At 37.2% G+C, this 17,860-nt stretch carries 14 protein-coding genes; 9 read left to right on the plus strand and 5 right to left on the minus strand.

The annotated features are described in order from the left end of the window. Positions 1 to 23: 23 nt before the first annotated feature. Positions 24 to 1,793: a GGDEF domain-containing protein gene (locus BMZ04_RS09055; protein WP_093268352.1), complete on the minus strand. Its 1,770-nt coding sequence runs from the start codon at positions 1,791 to 1,793 to the stop codon at positions 24 to 26. Between the two features lie 1,208 nt (positions 1,794 to 3,001). Here BMZ04_RS09055 and BMZ04_RS09070 point away from each other — a divergent pair. The 4 genes from BMZ04_RS09070 to BMZ04_RS09085 all read left to right on the plus strand — a co-directional run bounded on the left by BMZ04_RS09070 (position 3,002) and on the right by BMZ04_RS09085 (position 6,777). Continuing rightward, positions 3,002 to 3,982 carry an ABC transporter substrate-binding protein gene (locus BMZ04_RS09070; protein ID WP_093268364.1) on the plus strand — a complete coding sequence of 327 codons (981 nt, stop codon included), beginning with the start codon at positions 3,002 to 3,004 and terminating at the stop codon, positions 3,980 to 3,982. Positions 3,983 to 4,000: 18 nt separating this feature from the next. Continuing rightward, positions 4,001 to 5,035 (plus strand): ABC transporter permease, encoded by a 1,035-nt coding sequence (locus BMZ04_RS09075; protein WP_093268368.1) that lies wholly within the window; start codon positions 4,001 to 4,003, stop codon positions 5,033 to 5,035. After that, a complete protein-coding gene (locus BMZ04_RS09080) occupies positions 5,028 to 5,825 on the plus strand; it encodes an ABC transporter ATP-binding protein (RefSeq protein ID WP_093268373.1) in 798 nt (265 codons plus the stop codon). Before BMZ04_RS09075 ends, BMZ04_RS09080 begins: the two co-directional genes overlap by 8 nt. A gap of 505 nt (positions 5,826 to 6,330) precedes the next feature. After that, on the plus strand, positions 6,331 to 6,777 hold the full coding sequence (locus BMZ04_RS09085) for a GyrI-like domain-containing protein (protein ID WP_093268377.1): 447 nt from the start codon (positions 6,331 to 6,333) through the stop codon (positions 6,775 to 6,777). Between the two features lie 170 nt (positions 6,778 to 6,947). On the opposite strand, the gene BMZ04_RS09090 is transcribed toward BMZ04_RS09085, so the two are convergent. Both BMZ04_RS09090 and ilvA read right to left on the minus strand, forming a co-directional pair. Next, complete coding sequence (locus BMZ04_RS09090; RefSeq protein ID WP_093268382.1) at positions 6,948 to 8,435, minus strand: catalase; 1,488 nt, start codon at positions 8,433 to 8,435, stop codon at positions 6,948 to 6,950. Between the two features lie 173 nt (positions 8,436 to 8,608). Continuing rightward, positions 8,609 to 9,871, minus strand: a complete 1,263-nt coding sequence (ilvA, locus tag BMZ04_RS09095; protein ID WP_093268386.1) for a threonine ammonia-lyase IlvA — start codon at positions 9,869 to 9,871, stop codon at positions 8,609 to 8,611. Positions 9,872 to 10,058: 187 nt separating this feature from the next. On the opposite strand from ilvA, the gene BMZ04_RS09100 reads away from it, so the two are divergent. Next, on the plus strand, positions 10,059 to 10,979 hold the full coding sequence (locus tag BMZ04_RS09100; RefSeq protein WP_093268391.1) for a DMT family transporter: 921 nt from the start codon (positions 10,059 to 10,061) through the stop codon (positions 10,977 to 10,979). Further along, complete coding sequence (locus BMZ04_RS09105; RefSeq protein ID WP_093268401.1) at positions 10,976 to 11,725, plus strand: IclR family transcriptional regulator; 750 nt, start codon at positions 10,976 to 10,978, stop codon at positions 11,723 to 11,725. The genes BMZ04_RS09100 and BMZ04_RS09105 overlap by 4 nt, the downstream gene beginning before the upstream one ends. A gap of 410 nt (positions 11,726 to 12,135) precedes the next feature. Here the strand turns inward: BMZ04_RS09105 and BMZ04_RS09110 are convergent, their stop codons facing one another. Together BMZ04_RS09110 and pxpB are read right to left on the minus strand one after the other, a co-directional pair. Further along, positions 12,136 to 13,122, minus strand: coding sequence for a 5-oxoprolinase subunit C family protein (locus tag BMZ04_RS09110; RefSeq protein ID WP_093268405.1), 987 nt, complete (start codon positions 13,120 to 13,122; stop codon positions 12,136 to 12,138). Further along, positions 13,119 to 13,847: a 5-oxoprolinase subunit PxpB gene (pxpB, locus tag BMZ04_RS09115; RefSeq protein WP_093268409.1), complete on the minus strand. Its 729-nt coding sequence runs from the start codon at positions 13,845 to 13,847 to the stop codon at positions 13,119 to 13,121. The genes BMZ04_RS09110 and pxpB overlap by 4 nt, the downstream gene beginning before the upstream one ends. A gap of 263 nt (positions 13,848 to 14,110) precedes the next feature. Between pxpB and BMZ04_RS09120 the strand changes: the two genes are divergently transcribed. Genes BMZ04_RS09120 through BMZ04_RS09130 form a run of 3 tightly spaced genes read left to right on the plus strand, consistent with a single transcriptional unit; the run spans position 14,111 to position 16,915 of the window. Continuing rightward, positions 14,111 to 14,872, plus strand: coding sequence for a LamB/YcsF family protein (locus BMZ04_RS09120; protein ID WP_093268414.1), 762 nt, complete (start codon positions 14,111 to 14,113; stop codon positions 14,870 to 14,872). Between the two features lie 13 nt (positions 14,873 to 14,885). Then, on the plus strand, positions 14,886 to 16,106 hold the full coding sequence (locus BMZ04_RS09125) for an NRAMP family divalent metal transporter (protein WP_093268418.1): 1,221 nt from the start codon (positions 14,886 to 14,888) through the stop codon (positions 16,104 to 16,106). A gap of 17 nt (positions 16,107 to 16,123) precedes the next feature. Further along, on the plus strand, positions 16,124 to 16,915 hold the full coding sequence (locus BMZ04_RS09130) for a putative hydro-lyase (protein ID WP_093268423.1): 792 nt from the start codon (positions 16,124 to 16,126) through the stop codon (positions 16,913 to 16,915). Positions 16,916 to 17,860: the final 945 nt, after the last annotated feature.

Below are 17,860 nucleotides of genomic sequence, written 5' to 3' on the forward strand. Positions count from 1 at the left end.
CTACTATCATAGCACGAACAAAGCTAAATGGTTACAATAGCACTTGGCTCTTGCAATATATAGGTACTACCCGGTATTTGTTTACATTGTTTTTTGAGTTGACTCGCGAGCTCCGATAATTCATAGATTGTTTGGGTATTTTTGTTTGAAACACCTGCGATTGAAATGGTCAAAAGTGGAAAAGACTCCTCAATTCCGTGACGATTTTTGGAAATGATATGTCCTTTTAGGAAATCTTGTGCATGGTAAAATTGTTCAACAGATTTATCAAATTGCTGAATAATTTTTTCGCAAAGTTGCTTACTTTTAGCAGTACCAGTTATTAATAGGAAGTCATCCCCACCAATATGACCTACAAATCCATCAGGAGGGCAACTGCTCTCAATTATCTCCGCAAAATGCATTATCACTTTATCTCCTTTTTCGAATCCATACACATCATTATAAGGTTTGAAATTATCTATATCGAAATATAGTACAGTCATATCGGAATCCGCGTCTATACAGGTTTGTAACTGTTGCTCAATCATTAGATTACCAGGCAACTCGGAAAGTGGATTTAAATGTTTGGCATAGTCTATTTCTAGTTGCATACTTTTCTCGAGAAGATCTTTTACTGTCACGACACCGAAGTACTGCTCATCTTTCGTAACAGTGATGAAATCATATAAATGGAGCGGATCTCTTTTCATTGCAATTTTTGCAACTACATCTATCGGCGTTTCTGCGTCTACTTTCATATAGATACGGCTCATAATCGTTGAGACTGGTTTTTTATTGTATAAACTATATCCATATGGACCGCTAAACTTTAGATGCAGTTTGTTTCTTGTTATGACACCGATCAATTTATTTCCATCTTGAATACAAAAACCAGGGAGTAAATCGTTTGCTTCCATTAAAGTGCTTACTTTGGAAATAGGCATTTGGCTAGAAATGGTGTTTAGTGGAGTGGCTATTTGTTCAATGGAAGTATCAGTTAAACGGTTTCTACTTACGCGATTTTTTCTGGAAATTTCCGCTTTGATGGTCGTTTTAACTTCCTCGCGAACTGGATATAATTGTGCGGCTGGTTTTTGGATATAATAACCTTGTCCGAAATGCACTCCGATATCGATTAATGTGCGAAGTTCATCCCTTGTTTCGATCCCTTCAGCAATAATATTAATTTGAGAGTAATTTGCGAATTCACTTAAAGAGCTTACTAACAATTGTTTCGTGCGGTCTCGATCGATATCACGAATGAGTTTCATATCCAACTTCATATAATGTGGGTGCACATCCGTAAGGACGTTTAAACCCGAATACCCAGCTCCTACGTCATCTACAGCAATTTGATAAAATTGGTTTTTGTAATGATCGATTGTATTTATAAAATCTTTTAAATTGTTGATCGCTTCTCTTTCGGTAATTTCAAAAACGATGCTATCTGCATCCATTTTAAATTTGGATAAATACTCTTTTGTAAATCCTTGCTTGAATTTAGAGTCGTTCATAATATTAGGATTTACATTGAGGAACAGTTTTCCTTGTGCTTTTAATTCATATGCGCATTTTAAAGCATTGGCTCTACATAGGTTTTCGAGTTCCCAAAGTTGTCCATTTTTTAATGCATAATCAAATAACATTTCCGGATTTTGCAATACTGTATTGGCAGGACCTCTTGATAACGCTTCGTAACCATAGATTTGTCCACTATGAAGTGAAATAATAGGTTGAAAGACTGTTTGGATTGCTCTCTCTTTTAATATATAGGTAAATAATTCTCCATAATCATGATCTTCAATTGCCATTTTACTAATTCCCCCTAAAATGAACAGTTAATGTTCAATCTATATTATAGTTCGAAAATATCTAGTTAGTGTAAATAGTATGTAAATAATCAGTTACAGCAATGTGTTCATATACGTATTTCAATTACTTTAGTCTTGAATATTTAGTAATACCTCTTCCGAGAGTTCTATATAGAGGGGGAGAGCTGAGTTAGAATTACCTGCTATTTCTTTTTCGTAATCCTTCTCATTCATTCTATCGTTCTAGACTGTAGGACGTAGTTTGTAAATAGTGCGCAATAATGTGGTACCGCTATGATTTTCGCTACAGGCGGACGCTTTCCGCCGGGTGAGCGATAAGCCATCACCGCCGCTCCGCGTTCGTTGTGATGTCTTATCTCCTCACTCAACCGGCAGGAGTCGCCGCCTTCCGCTATAATCAATGGAGCTTGCTGAATAATCAATAGCTAAATTGAATAGGACAGGTTTATCAACATCCTCCTAGCAGTTACTTAGATGGAATCAGTTTTATGCACATTATATAATTACGTGTATTATTCCAAAGCATATTCGTGACATAATGATTTACCTGAGCAATATATTAAAGCTAATTAGAAAATGGCATCTCATGATAAGTTAAGGCTTTACTATGAGTAAGTTTGTAGCGTTCTAATGAGCTTGTAGCTTTCGAAGAGAATTCTGTCTCTTTCAACCATTTATTGGATCTTGTTTATAGGAAATGCTATATAAGATTGGATTAAGGGTAACGATACTGATTTGCTAATAAGCTCAGTGGATTGGAGCGGAAGGGCGGCGACTCCAGCGGGAAAAGCATGAGCTGAAGACCCCGCAGGAGCAAACATAGGAACAAAGGCTAAGAGAGCCACCTCGTGAGGCAACGCCTTCGTGACCAACATCCTGTTGGCCTGAGGAGGCTGAAGCCATGCCCGCGGAAAGCGTCCGCCTGAAGCGAAAATCATAGTGGTAAAATAAGCGCTATCCCTAAAAAGTGTCCCTATTCTAGTTAGATGGATGCAAATGCGTTTCTTTGTCCAAAGCAAAACCATGAAGTATAAGTGTATGCCTTACTCTTTATTAATTGGAAAATATTAAATAATTCATAATGTTATTGACTATCAATCAATTGCAGTGTAACATATCCTTAAATCCATACTTTAACGAGTTGAATCGGTGATGTGGACGATTGAAATAGGGGGGTAATGATAGAGATGAAGAAGATAGCATTAATTTTATTTGCAGCAGTATTATTTTTAGCAGCGTGTGGGGCAAAGAGTGAGGAAAGCCCTGAAACCAATGCAAAAGAAGACACAAAAACATTTAAAATAGGAGTAACACAAATTGTCGAGCATCCATCGTTAAATGCTGCATATGACGGGTTCAAAAAAGCTTTAGAAGATGCAGGCATGGATGTAGAGTATGATGTGCAAAACGCTCAAAATGATAATAGTTCAAATACAACTATTGCGAATAACTTAGTAAGTTCAGGAGTCGACCTTATTTTTGCAAACTCCACTCCAAGCGCTCAAGCAGTTGCGAGTGTGACAAAAGATATTCCAATCGTTTTTACCTCTGTAACAGATGCAGTTAGCGCAGAATTAGTACAATCAATGGAAAAACCAGGTGGTAATGTAACTGGAACGGTTGATACACAACCTGATGCGATTCCAAGTACAATTGCATTTTTAAAAGATGAACTTGGCGCGAAAGATGTTGGAATGGTATTTAATTCTGGAGAACAAAATTCACGTGCGCAAGTAGACGCGGTGAAAGAACAAATGAGTGCTGTTGGATTAAATGTGGTAGAAGCATCTGTTTCCACTTCAGCGGAAGTAAAGCAGGCTACTGAATCGTTAATTGGAAAAGTAGATTCATTATATATTATTACAGATAACACGGTAGTTTCTGCACTTGAATCCGTTATCTCTGTAGCTAATGACAACAAACTTCCAATGATGGTAGGAGAATTTGACTCAGTAAAACGAGGTGGTCTTGGGGCTTACGGGTTCGAATACTTTGATATTGGCTACGAAGCTGGCCAAATGGCAGTAAAAATATTAAATGGTGAAAGTACTCCAGCAGATTTATCAGTTCAATATCCACAAAATTTACGATTTGTTCTTAATAAAGACACAGTGGAAACACTTGGAATTGAAGTAAAAGATGAGTGGAAAGCGGAATTTGCTGAATAGATAGGAGTTTGATTCTTTATGTTTGCAGCTATTTTTGGATCAGTTGAGCAAGGAATCATCTACGCAATTATGGCACTCGGAGTGTACTTAACATTCCGAGTGTTAGATTTTCCTGATTTAACGGTCGACGGTAGTTTTGTTACGGGTGCTGCTACTGCAGCGATGATGATTGTATTAGGATATCATCCGGCTATTGCAACGCTCGTAGCGATTGTAGCAGGTTTTATTGCAGGATGTATAACTGGTTTGTTACACACGAAAGGGAAGATTAACCCTTTATTGGCCGGAATTTTAATGATGATTGCTTTATATTCGATTAACTTACGGATCATGGGGTTTACAGTAGAAAATTCGATTGGTAGACCAAATATTCCCTTACTAAATTCGGACACATTATTTAGTCAATTTTACGGATGGTGGGGGAATTTAGGTATTGATGAAGCGATTAATAGTTTTTTAAGCGGTATTGGCGTGAACTTTTTGCCTTCCACATGGGGAACTGTATTTGTTGTAGCGATTTTAGTCGTTCTTATTAAATTGATTTTCGATTGGTTTTTGAAAACAGAGGTTGGATTAGCCATTCGTGCAACTGGCGATAACAAAAAAATGATTCGTAGTTTTTCGGCGAATACGGATAATTTAGTCATTGTTGGACTCGGGATTTCCAATGCACTTGTAGCATTTTCTGGCGCATTAATCGCGCAGTATGCGAAGTTTGCGGATATCGGAATGGGTATTGGAATGATTGTCATTGGCTTAGCGTCTGTAATTATTGGGGAAGCAATATTTGGAACAAAATCAATCGTTCGAACAACACTTGCGGTAATTGCAGGGGCGATTATTTATCGTATAATTCTTGCGTTAGCACTCCGAATCGATTTGCTAGATACAGGAGATATGAAACTAATCACAGCGTTTATCGTAATTATTGCCTTAGTACTGCCGAATTACTTTGACAAACGCCGAGAGAAAAGTAGAAAAGCAAAACGGCATGCGGAAAGAGTAGCAAGTTCCACCATTGTAACAGAGCAGGAGGGGAAAAACCTTGCTTAAATTACATGCGATCAATAAAATTTTTAATGAAGCGACAGCTGATGAAAAAATTGCGCTAGATCATATAAATCTTGAGCTAAAAGCAGGCGATTTTGTCACGGTTATTGGTAGTAATGGTGCTGGGAAATCAACGATGTTAAATATGATTTCAGGAGCGCTTACCCCTGATTTTGGAGAAATCATAATCGATGGCAAAGATGTAACTAGATTACCAGAATTTAAACGTTCTCAGCTGATAGGTCGAGTTTTTCAGGATCCTATGGCAGGCACAGCTCCAACGATGACGATTGAAGAAAATTTAGCAATTGCTTTTTCAAGAAATAAGAAACGCGGCTTGAAAAGTGGGGTAGATAAGCAAAGAAAAGAGTACTTTCTACAATCTCTTGAGATGCTGCATTTAAATTTAGAAAATCGATTAAATGCAAAGGTCGGCCTTTTGTCTGGTGGGGAAAGGCAAGCACTCTCGCTTTTGATGGCTACTTTTACAAAACCTTCCATATTATTATTAGATGAACATACAGCTGCGTTAGATCCATCTAGAGCCGAATTAATAACAAATTTAACAAAACAGCTTGTAGAAAAAGATCAATTAACAACACTGATGGTTACACATAATATGCAACAAGCATTAGATCTTGGAAATCGACTAATCATGATGGATAAAGGGCAAATCATTTTAGAGGTCGGAGAAGAAGAGAAGAAGGATCTAACGATCGAGAAACTCATGGATGAGTTCCAACGGATTCGCGGGGAAAAATTAACGAGTGATCGTACTTTGTTGTCCGTATAAAAAAAGAGTATAGCTAATTCTAAATGGTTCATTAACGACTTCTAAATTGCAGGACAATTTAGAAGTCGTTTTTTTTTTGCTGAAATAAAGAAAGATGCAAATTTATATTGAACTATAGGGCAGGATTATTTAATACGTAGGTTGGAATAGAGGAGCTTGTAGTTCTCAAGTTTTCTAACTAAATACCGAATACACTTTATAGTAAGTTGAAGATTCTTTGCAATTGTGCTTGTACCTCAGCTTCAATTTGCCCTTTTGTGCTCAAGAAAATATAAATATTCCATTGCCATTGATGTTGATTGATATACTCACGATGAGCGAGTTATAGTTTAACCTTTTTCTTTACTTTGCCTCTAGAAGCTTGCTAGTCTATCAGGTTATACTTTACCATCTTTACACGAAGGGTAGCTTAGTAAAATAAAAATAAATTGCATTGGAAGGAATTTAATCAATTAAAAGAGAATTGTAATATTAAGTCGTTATAAAAGTCTTTGGGGGGATAATTATGGATTGTAAAAAGGTTAAAAAAATCTTTAGAGTTGTAGGAGTAAAAGGCGCTGGAGCTTTTGTTAATTATGGTACCGAAGTTCCAAAACTTGCTCAGCACTTTCTAACTCGTTTAGATGAGGTTGAAAATCATTCGGGTATTGAAATAGCTCTTTTCGAACCTAAAAGGGAAGCTAACCACCTGGAAGGTCACTTTTATGTAGGAGTAATTGTTAATGAGAATCTAAAAGAAGTTCCAGTTGGGATGGATTATATCGAAATTACTCAATCCTATATCACGACTAGGGGGGAAATAATTAATATCGATAACCTACATACCCGATTATTAAAATGGGCAGATGAGCAAGGGTATAACAGAGATTTAGAATCTCATATTGTTGAGGTCTATCATCCTATAGAAAATGGTGAGGAAGAAGTAGAGATTTATTTACCAATCCATCATTAAAACCAGATTCATTAAACCCATGCTGTAAACTTATGGTGGATTTATCTTATACGACTAATAGATATAAATGAAAATACTACAGAAATATCCTAGTTCATTTTGAGCTAGGCTATTTTATTTGATGAAACAAAAAGCACCGCAAAATGCGGTGCAATTAGATGTATTTCGTATTAGTCAGCAAAAGCTAAAGCTGCTTCTACTTCGCCCCATGGAATATCCAATGCATCTGCTACACCTTTACCATAAGCAGGATCTGCTTTATAGCAATGAGTGATATGACGAAGTTGAATATGTTTGTCTACGCCTTGCATGTTTCTTCCAGTGTTTTCGAATAATAATTGTTGTTGCTCAGGGCTCATTAAATTAAATAATTTACCTGGTTGTTCAAAGTAGTTACTATCATCTTCATGGAAATCATAAATATCTGCTCCACCATCAAGTGCTAACGCTGGATCTTTAAATTCTGGTTGTGATTTCCATTGACCATAAGTGTTTGGTTCGTAGTGAAGTGTTCCACCTAAGTTACCATCTGTACGCATTGCTCCGTCTCTATGGAAAGAGTGAACTGGGCATTTTGGTTGGTTAACTGGAATTTGGTGGTGGTTAACACCTAGACGGTAGCGTTGTGCATCCCCATATGAGAACAAACGTCCTTGTAGCATTCTGTCAGGTGAGAAGCTAATACCTGGTACTACGTTTGCAGGTGTAAATGCTGCTTGTTCTACTTCTGCAAAGTAGTTTTCAGGGTTACGGTTCAATTCCCATTCTCCAACTTCGATTAATGGATAATCTCCTTTATACCAAACTTTTGTTAAATCGAATGGATTGTCAGGGTGATTTTTTGCTTGTTCTTCTGTCATCACTTGGATGTACATTTTCCATTTAGGGAAGTTTCCTTGTTCGATATTTTCGAAAAGATCACGTTGGTGACTTTCACGGTCTTTCCCAACTAGTACTTCCGCTTCTTGGTCTGTTAGATTCTCAATTGGTTGTTGAGAACGCATATGGAATTTAACCCAAACACGCTCATTATCTGCGTTAATCATGCTGAATGTATGGCTACCAAAACCGTGCATATTACGGTAAGAAGCTGGAATACCACGGTCACTCATAACGATTGTAACTTGGTGAAGTGCTTCAGGAAGACTAGTCCAGAAATCCCAGTTATTATTTGCACTACGCATATTTGTTTTTGGGTCACGTTTAACAGCATGGTTTAAATCTGGGAAGTTAAGTGGATCACGGAAGAAGAATACAGGTGTGTTGTTTCCAACTAAATCCCAGTTTCCCTGTTCTGTGTAGAAACGCATAGAGAATCCACGAATATCACGTTCCGCATCAGCTGCTCCACGTTCACCAGCTACCGTAGAGAAACGTACGAACATTTCTGTTTCTTTTCCAACCTCTGAGAATATTGCTGCTTTTGTATATTTTGTAATATCATTTGTTACTGTGAATTTACCATATGCAGCAGAACCTTTTGCATGCATACGACGCTCAGGAATTACTTCTCTATCAAAGTGTGCTAGTTTTTCTATCAACCAAATGTCTTGTAGTAAAAGAGGACCTCTTTTACCAGCGGACATCGAGTTTTGGTTGTCTACTACAGGTGCGCCTGCTGCAGTCGTCAATTTGTTGTTGTTTTGGTTTTCTGACATTAATAATTCCTCCTAGATTAGAATCTTTATCATTCAATAATGATTATATCAAACTGGTAGAAATATTGCTAGAAATGAAATGATATTTTAATAATTATTATCTAATACTAATTACTTTACCCATAAATCAAGTGATGAATCGTTGGTATAACAAGCTATTTGCTTTTAAAAGATTAAATTAGCAGACCAAATAATGTGCTATCTTTATTGATTTCTTTGTACGAAAATCCATTCTCAGTTAATCGAGAAATAAGTCCATGATAGTCTTCTTTATGTTTTAATTCGATTCCTACAAGTGCAGGACCGCTTTCTTTATTGTTTTTCTTTGTGTATTCAAATGTCGTAACATCATCTTCTGGTCCAAGCACTTTATCTAAAAATTGGCGAAGTGCACCTGCTCTTTGAGGAAAGTTCACGATAAAATAGTAGAGTAAACCTTCGTACAAGAGTGATTTTTCTTTAATTTCTTGCATTCTTCCAATATCATTATTACCGCCACTAATGACACATACAACGGATTTTCCTTTGATTTCCTCTTTATAAAAATCGAGTGCGGCAATTGGCAAAGCTCCGGCTGGTTCTGCGATAATCGCGTGTTTATTGTATAAATCTAAAATAGTTGTGCAAACTTTTCCCTCAGGTACAAGAATGATATTATCTACGTATTTTTTACAAGTTTCGTAAGTTAAATTTCCGGCACATTGTACAGCGGCCCCATCTACAAACTTATCAATTTTATCAAGAACGACTGGTCCTAAATTGTCAAAAGCAGCTTTCATACTTGCCGCTCCGGCCGGTTCAACACCGATTATTTTCGTAAGAGGGGAGACATTTTTTATATAAGTAGAAAGTCCAGCTATTAATCCGCCACCACCAATACTTCCAAACACAAAATCTATTGGTTCTTCGATATCATTCATAATTTCTATCGCAACTGTTCCTTGACCTGCGATAATGTCGAGATCATCGAATGGGTGGATAAAAATCTGATTTTCCGCTTCTGCAAAAGCTGTTGCACTAGCTGCAGAGTCATCAAAAGTATCTCCAGCAAGCGTAATCTCTACATATTCACGACCGAACATTCGCACTTGGTCTATTTTTTGCTTTGGTGTTGTTAAGGGCATGAAAATGTTAGCGGATATTCGTAAATGAGCACATGCATAAGCAACACCTTGTGCGTGATTTCCCGCGCTTGCACAAACGACTCCTTTTTCTCGGGCCTCTTGTTCAATCGTCTTAATTTTGTAATAGGCGCCTCTTAGTTTAAATGAGCGGACATGTTGTAAATCTTCTCGTTTAATGTAAACGGTCGCTCCATATTTTTCTGATAAATAATCGTTTTTTTGCAAAGGGGTATGTACAACTACATCCTTTAAAAATTGATGTGCAATCAGTACATTTTCTACCTGAACGGATTTCGTGTTTGCTACTTGCATAATATTGATGCCAACCTCCAATTAATAAGTCACTAAGTATTAGTTCATTTTAACACACTAAATTACGAAAATTCTATATTCATTATATAATTCTTAATTTTCCTTGGAATTTCTAGTAGGCTGATTTATTTTTTGGGTGTATAGTGGAAGTAAAGAGTTGGTTTTGTACTGAAGGGAAGTTGTGAACTTGCATAAATTATTCTCAAATTCAACAGTTGCACTATTATTTCTTGTTTTTTTATGGGGTGCCAGTTGGCCAATTTATAAATCTGCAGTACCGTACACTCCGCCATTATTGTTTGCCGGATTGCGTGCTTTTATTGGTGGATGTTTACTAGCAATTATATTGTGGAAGAGACGGGATAAGATTAATTGGCGCGAAAATTGGCGTTTGTATTGTATTACTGCTTTTTTTAATACGGTTTTATTTTTTGGGATCCAGACAGTTGGGCTGAATTATTTGCCAGGTGGGTTGTTTTCTATTCTAGTCTATTTTCAACCTGTTTTACTAGGTTTGTTAGCTTGGATTTGGTTAGGAGAACAGATGACTGCTGTTAAAATAATCGGTTTATTCATTGGTTTCCTCGGAATTGTCGTCGTTAGTTTGGATGGTTTAACTTTTCATGTTTCTGTAATAGGAGTTGCTTTAGGATTGCTTACTGCTGTATGTTGGGCTTTTGGAGTGATTTACGTAAAAAAAGTAAGTCATCGATTAGACGCGTATTGGATGGTTTCTTTACAATCAATTATTGGTGGTGGGTTTTTAATAGGGACCGGGACCATTGTTGAAAAATGGTCGGATATTATATGGAACGGTACATATTTATTGGGAATAAGTTATGGTGCGATTTTTGGAGTTCCAATTGCTTATATTATTTATTACAAGCTGATTAATGAAGGGGAGGCAAGTAAAGTTGGTGCTTTCACTTTTCTTGTGCCAATTATTGCCGTCTTTTTAGGGGCTGCTTTTTTAGGCGAACCTATTACTTATTTGCTTCTTATTGGATTGGTAATGGTAGGGTTAAGTATTTTTCTCGTTAATTATCGAGGGAACAAGGAGCTTCTTAGCTTTAGAAAAACAAATAATAAAATAAAGGAGAGTATATGAAAAATAAAACTGTTGTTCGTTCAATGGATATTTTAAACTTATTTATTGAGAATGCTGCGCTGACATTTCAAGATATCATAGAACTATCGAGTATTCCTAAAACATCTGTTTATAGAATGCTCCTAACTTTAGAGGAAATGGGTTTTATTGAAAAAGGAGATGATTCTAAATATCGTTTAGGTTTGCTATTTCTTACTTATGGAAATCTCGTTTCATCGAGATTGGATATTCGACAAATTGCCTATCCTATTATGCAAGAATTACATAAAGAGTTAAAAGAAGCGATTAATTTAATTGTTAAGCAAGGCGATGAAGCTATTTATATTGAAAAAGTTGATATTTATCAAAAAGTCCGTTTATATACGGCGATCGGAAGAAGAAGTCCATTATATGCTGGGGCTTGTTCGCGTGTATTATTGTCATTTTTACAAGATGATGAAATCGATAGTTATTTAAATAATGTGGAATTAAAACCTTTCGCGCTAGGGACGATTAAAAACAAAGATCAATTGTTGGAGAGTATTCAAGAAGCAAGAACTATCGGCTATACTATTAGTCATTCAGAGTTAGAAAATCATACATCAGCAATTGCAGCACCTATTTTAAATTTTAAAGGGGAAGTGATTGCTGGAATTAGTATCGCTGGAATTGATGCAAATTATCAAAATGAAAATGTAGCAATTTTTTCTAAAAAAGTAATTGCTGCTGCAAATGAGATTTCCGGAAAACTAGGCTACCATAGATAAGAAAAAGTCCTCTAAAATGATTAGAGGACTTCAGGTTGACGGCAAAAGTATTTTAATAAACGGTTATGAATAATAAATCTTCCAAAAGAGGTTGCTTTATCCAATTAATAGTAAATATAGTGGATATCTATAAGGAAGTGTTTAAAAGCAAGGACCACCACGAAGACTCCTGTGGGTACAGCTTGAGCTGAAGACCCCGCAGGAACGCTTGAGGAAGGAAGGCAAAGAACGCCGCGTCCTGCGGCAACGCCTTCATGACCAACTTCATGTTGGCCCGAGGCTGAAGCCAAGCCCACGGAAAGCGAAGTGGTGGTCCTTGCCGAATTTGATAAATAACTCTATGCACCCAAAATCGAGGTTTGTCTGCAGTCTGAAGTCCACTAATTAATATTATTAGAGGACTTTTTTGATTAATGAAACAACTTGTAGTGTATAGCAGTTTTTAAGTTATTTATGAACTGTTCATTTTGTACTAAAACAGTTTCAGCTTCTAGCAGTGTGACCTCCTTAAATCGGATTGTTGCTCTTGGTTGGAGTTGTGCCAGACTTGGTAAGTCGGCAGTAATTACTTGTCCAAATTTAGGATAACCTCCAGTAGTTTGTCTGTCTGCCATTAGAATGATAGGTTGACCATTAGGAGGAATCTGAATTGTTCCAAATGTAACCCCTTCTGATAATAGCTCGAATTTTTCCGAGAGTGAAATAGAAGGGCCTTCTATGCGATATCCCATGCGGTCGGATTGAACTGTTAATGTATAGGGTTCTTGAAAAAATGTTTGTTGGCTCTCTTTATCGAACCGATCAAACTCTGTCCCTTTTAGTACACGAATGATTAGATCTTGTTGGAAATTTAATAGATCATTGAAATTAATGGACCAAGAGACATTCTTATCATCTAGTTGTTTAAGAAGTGCTTCACTAATTTTACTTTTCTCACCAATGTTTAGCGAATCTCCTTTTTGCAGAGCTCTACCTTCAAATCCGCCAATATTTGCCCGGAGATATGTACTTTTGCTACCCATAATTTTGGGGGTATCTATGCCGCCTGCGAAAGCGACATAAGCTCTACTTCCTTTAATCGCAGAATTGAACTTTAAGATAGAATTTTTCTTTATGAGCACAGGGCGCCATAAAGGGGCAATTATTCCATCAATCGTAGTAAGAAAATCGCCTCCTGTAATGGCGATTAACGTATCTTCTTCAAACTGAAGAGTTGTTCCGTATAATGTTATTTCCAGTGCAGCTTCGTTCTCTTTGTTTCCAACTAAAATATTGGCAAGGCGTAAAGAATAGCTATCCATTGCACCACTAACAATAACTCCATATTTTTGGGAACCATATCTCCCGATGTCTTGAACTGTTGTTAGCAGTCCTGAATGTAGTACTTTTATATTCATTGTTTCATCTCCTTATACTCTAAGTATTTACTAGGAGAAATAGGTGTAAATTTAATTATATCTCCTGATTGAAGTAAAGTTGGAGGAGACATTTGTGGAAGAAACAAATCTAGTGGGGTTCTTCCGATAATTTGCCATCCGCCAGGAGTTTCCAATGGATAAATTCCAGTCTGTTTACCAGCAATTCCTACGGATCCAGGCGGTATGGTTAATCTAGGTGTTTCTTTGCGAGGTGTTGCAATGCGTGTATCCATTCCCCCCATAAATGGGAACCCAGGAGCAAAACCTAACATATAAACTAAACATTCACTTTCAGAGTGAATTCGAATGACCTCTTCCGGAGTCATCTTATTATACTGGGCAACATTTTCTAAATCAGGACCAAATTCCCCACCATAACATACAGGTATAGAGACAAGCCTTGGACTTTCATTTTTATTGATCTTGATTTGCTCCACTAAATGATTCATATGCGTACATACTTTTAAAAAAGCAGTTGATGTACCCATTTGTGACATATGTACAGTATATGGATTGTAATAAACGGTTATATTATTGTAAGCAGGTACCAATTCAATAAATCCTTCAAATGGATTATTTGTTAATAGTTCTGAAAGATTTTTAACTTTTTCGTGAATTGCCGGATCCATACCTTCTCCAAGCTGTACGATTAATGCAGAATCTCCCAATGGTTTCATGGTGGCTTTTATCTGTTGATTGGGCACAAAAACAGCTCCTCTAGTTTCGAAATGCGGTACTTCAGTTCCTAAAAATGAATTATAGTAATAATTATAATTCTCTAAAAACAAATTACAAGTCAAAATATGCCTTACTGGAAAATATAGCAATCCCAAAATAGTCTCTATTCAGAAAAATCTAATTGTGCTAAAATTGTTTTAAGTTTCAAAACATTAGTTCCTTAATTCGGAACTAATAGTATTATGAACGTTTTTAGCAGTACAATTTTTTACATCAGGAGGGAATAAGAATGTTTCGAGTAGATTTAAATTGTGACCTTGGGGAAAGTTTTGGGCGATATAAACTGGGAGAACAAAAAGAAATATTGAAATATGTAACTTCTGCTAATATTGCATGTGGATTTCATGCTGGAGATCCAAGCGTAATGCGGGAAACAGTCAAGTTAGCAATAGAAAATGGCGTGAAGATAGGTGCACATCCTGGATTGCCTGATTTAAATGGGTTTGGTAGAAGAGAAATGAACATAACTCCTCAAGAAGCATATGACATCGTTGTTTATCAAATTGGTGCTTTAAATGGCTTTTTAGCTACTTTTGGAGAGCAGATGCAACATGTGAAGCCACATGGAGCTTTGTATAACATGGCTGCAAAAGACTCGGAGCTCGCGCAAGCAATAGCTCAAGCAGTTTATGACGTTTCTCCTGCATTAGTATTATTCGGATTAGCAGGTAGTAAATTAACGGCTGCTGGAGAAAAAATTGGTTTACAAACAGCCCATGAAGTATTTGCAGATCGTACTTATCAGTCAGATGGATCACTTACGTCTCGTCAGCAAACGGATGCGCTTATAACGGACAAGGACAAATCCGTTGTTCAAGTAGTTAAGATGGTCACTGAAGGTAAAGTAATTTCTCAACAAAATACAGAAGTATTGATCAACGCTGATACGGTTTGCATTCATGGTGATGGAGAACATGCTGTATCTTTTGCAAAATATATTAAAGAAACTTTGGAGAGTAACAGTATTGTAGTTTCCGCAGTGTTCGAATAAGGGGAGAATTTGTATGGGAAAGCAAAAAATAGTGATAACTGATACTAATAAGAAAGTTGAAAAAAGTGTCTTACTTGGTGCAGCATTTTTAATGGCCACATCAGCCATAGGGCCAGGATTTTTAACACAAACGACGGTCTTCACGCAGCAACTCGCTGCAAGTTTTGGATTTGTTATTTTAATTTCTTTATTACTAGATGTTTTTGCACAAGTGAATGTGTGGAGAATCATAGCTGTATCAGGTTTGCGTGGACAAGAGATCGCTAACAAAGTATTACCGGGTCTTGGAGTTCTTTTAGCAATTCTCATCGTCATGGGTGGACTAGCATTTAATATTGGGAACGTTGCTGGAGCCGGACTAGGTTTAAATGCAATGCTTGGTATGGACCCGATAACAGGGGCTATTATAAGTGCGGCCTTTGCAATCTTTATCTTTGTTGTAAAAGAAGCAGGAAAAGCGATGGATAAAGTTGCTCAAATTGCAGGTTTTGTCATGATTATATTAATGGTGTATGTTGCTTTTATTACATCACCACCGGTTGGAGAAGCAGTTATCAATACATTTGCTCCATCCGAAATAAGTATTTTCGCTATAGTAACACTTGTTGGTGGTACTGTTGGAGGATACATTACTTTTGCAGGTGGGCATCGCCTTTTAGATGCTGGAGTTAAAGGTGTGGAGTCGTTACCACAGGTGACAAAGAGTTCTATAACTGGAATTGCTGCGACAGGGATCATGCGAATTGCACTGTTTTTAGCAGTGCTTGGTGTTGTAAGTCAAGGATTAGCAATTGATCCTGAAAATCCACCGGCATCCGTTTTTAAGCTTGCAGCAGGTGAGATTGGTTTTAGAATGTTTGGTGTTATTATGTGGGCAGCAGCCATCACATCTGTAGTGGGAGCGGCTTATACTTCTGTCTCATTTATTCGTTCATTCCATCCAATGATTGAAAAATATCATAACTGGATTATTATTTTATTCATTTTAGTATCGACAATAACATTTGCCTTAGTTGGACGTCCTGTCAATATCCTCCTTCTAGTAGGTGCTTTAAATGCACTAATTTTACCGTTAGCGCTTGGAACAATGTTAGTAGCTGCATACAAGAAAAATATTGTCGGTGATTATAAGCACCCAATTTGGTTAACGATCACAGGGGGATTAGTAGTCGTTATAATGGGAGTGTTAGGTATTATGACACTAATTGAACAAATTCCATTGCTTTTTAAATAAGAGGGAGTGAATCACAAATGAGTAACTACACAACAATGGCTCCAAGTGAATTACGTAACCTTATAAGTATGGGGGAAATCACTGGTCCAACAGCTGGCATGGCAAAAGGGTATACACAAGCGAATTTAGCTGTTTTGAAAAAAGAATATGCATTCGACTTTTTATTGTTTTGCCAACGAAATCCAAAATCTTGTCCTTTAATAGATGTAACTGAAGCAGGTTCTTATATTCCAAATTTAATTGCCAAGAATGCTGATATTCGGACGAACATTCCAAAATATCGCATATATAAAGATGGCGTATTTACAGAAGAAGTGACGGATATTACAGATTACTGGGAAGAAGATATGGTCGCATTTTTAATCGGCTGTAGTTTCACATTTGAAACACCATTGCTTGAAGCTGGTATTCCAATAAGACATATCGAAGAGAATTGTAATGTACCAATGTATAAAACGAATATTTCATGCGAAAAAGCAGGTATTTTTGAAGGGCCAACTGTAGTAAGTATGCGTCCGATGTCTCATGAAGATGCGATACGAGCTATTCAAATTACTTCACGTTTTCCAGGTGTGCATGGAGCCCCGATCCATATTGGAGATCCAAGTCAAATTGGCATCAAGGATATAGCAAAGCCTGACTTTGGAGATGCCGTAACGATTAAAGAAGGAGAAATTCCTGTATTTTGGGCTTGTGGAGTAACCCCTCAAGCTGTTGCGATGCAAAGTAAACCTTCTATTATGATCACACATGCTCCTGGATGCATGTTTATTAGTGATTTGAAAGATGAAAAATTAAGCGTTTTATAATCAAATTCATTGAGGTAGATGAATAAAAAACAGGAGACCGTGAAGCCCACGATTTCCTGTTTTTTTCATGGCTTAGGGAATTATTAAATAACTTTCCCTGAACAATATTAGGTAAGCCACTTTTTAGAGATAGAGCGTCTTAAAAATCACTATTAGGTGACCGCAATGTTTCCGCTGCAGGCGGACGCTTTCCGCGGGGTGAGCGATGAGCCTTCACCGCCGCTTCGCGTACGGTGTGAAGTCTCATCTGTCTCACTTGATCCCGCCGGAGTCGCCGCCTTCCGCTTCAACCAATGAGAATTTCTTAGTAATTTAGCGTCTACAGTTATCAGGGACTTTAATTTATCGAGTCCACTACGCAATATTTATTAAACCTAATTAGAAAATGCTGTCTCCAAATAAGTGGAGCATTTACTAAGAAAAAATTTGTTTCATTCAACATTTATTAGAATAACACCACGTATTCATTGTCGGCTCACACATAGTAAACTTACAATTTTAAGGATTGATCGCTTTCACTAGCAATTAAGTAGCTCTTGTGCTGATTTTAGTTGCTTTCCATAATTGACTGATTGCCCTTAGCCATTTACTGGATACCACTACATAGAAATACTAGACCGTATTGGGATAAAGCACATCAAAACGTTAGTTGGATTGTTTTAGTTATGTTTTGTGGTCAGTTTGTCGCCTTTTGAGTTGGGCCTTGTCATTATTACAATGTATTCAGTCTCATTCAACCATTCATTGGATTTCACTTTCAGTAAATACTACATAAGATTGAATTTAGAACAGTGACGCTGATTAGCTAGCTATTTTTAGTGGATTGGAGTGGAAGGGCGGCGACTCCTGCCGGATGAGTGAGTAGATGAGATATCGCAGGCGAACGCGAAGCGTCGGCGATAGCTCATCGCTCACCCGGCGGAAAGCGTCCGCTCTGGAGCGGAA

The organism is Psychrobacillus sp. OK032, assembly GCF_900111345.1.
Classification (GTDB): domain Bacteria; phylum Bacillota; class Bacilli; order Bacillales_A; family Planococcaceae; genus Psychrobacillus.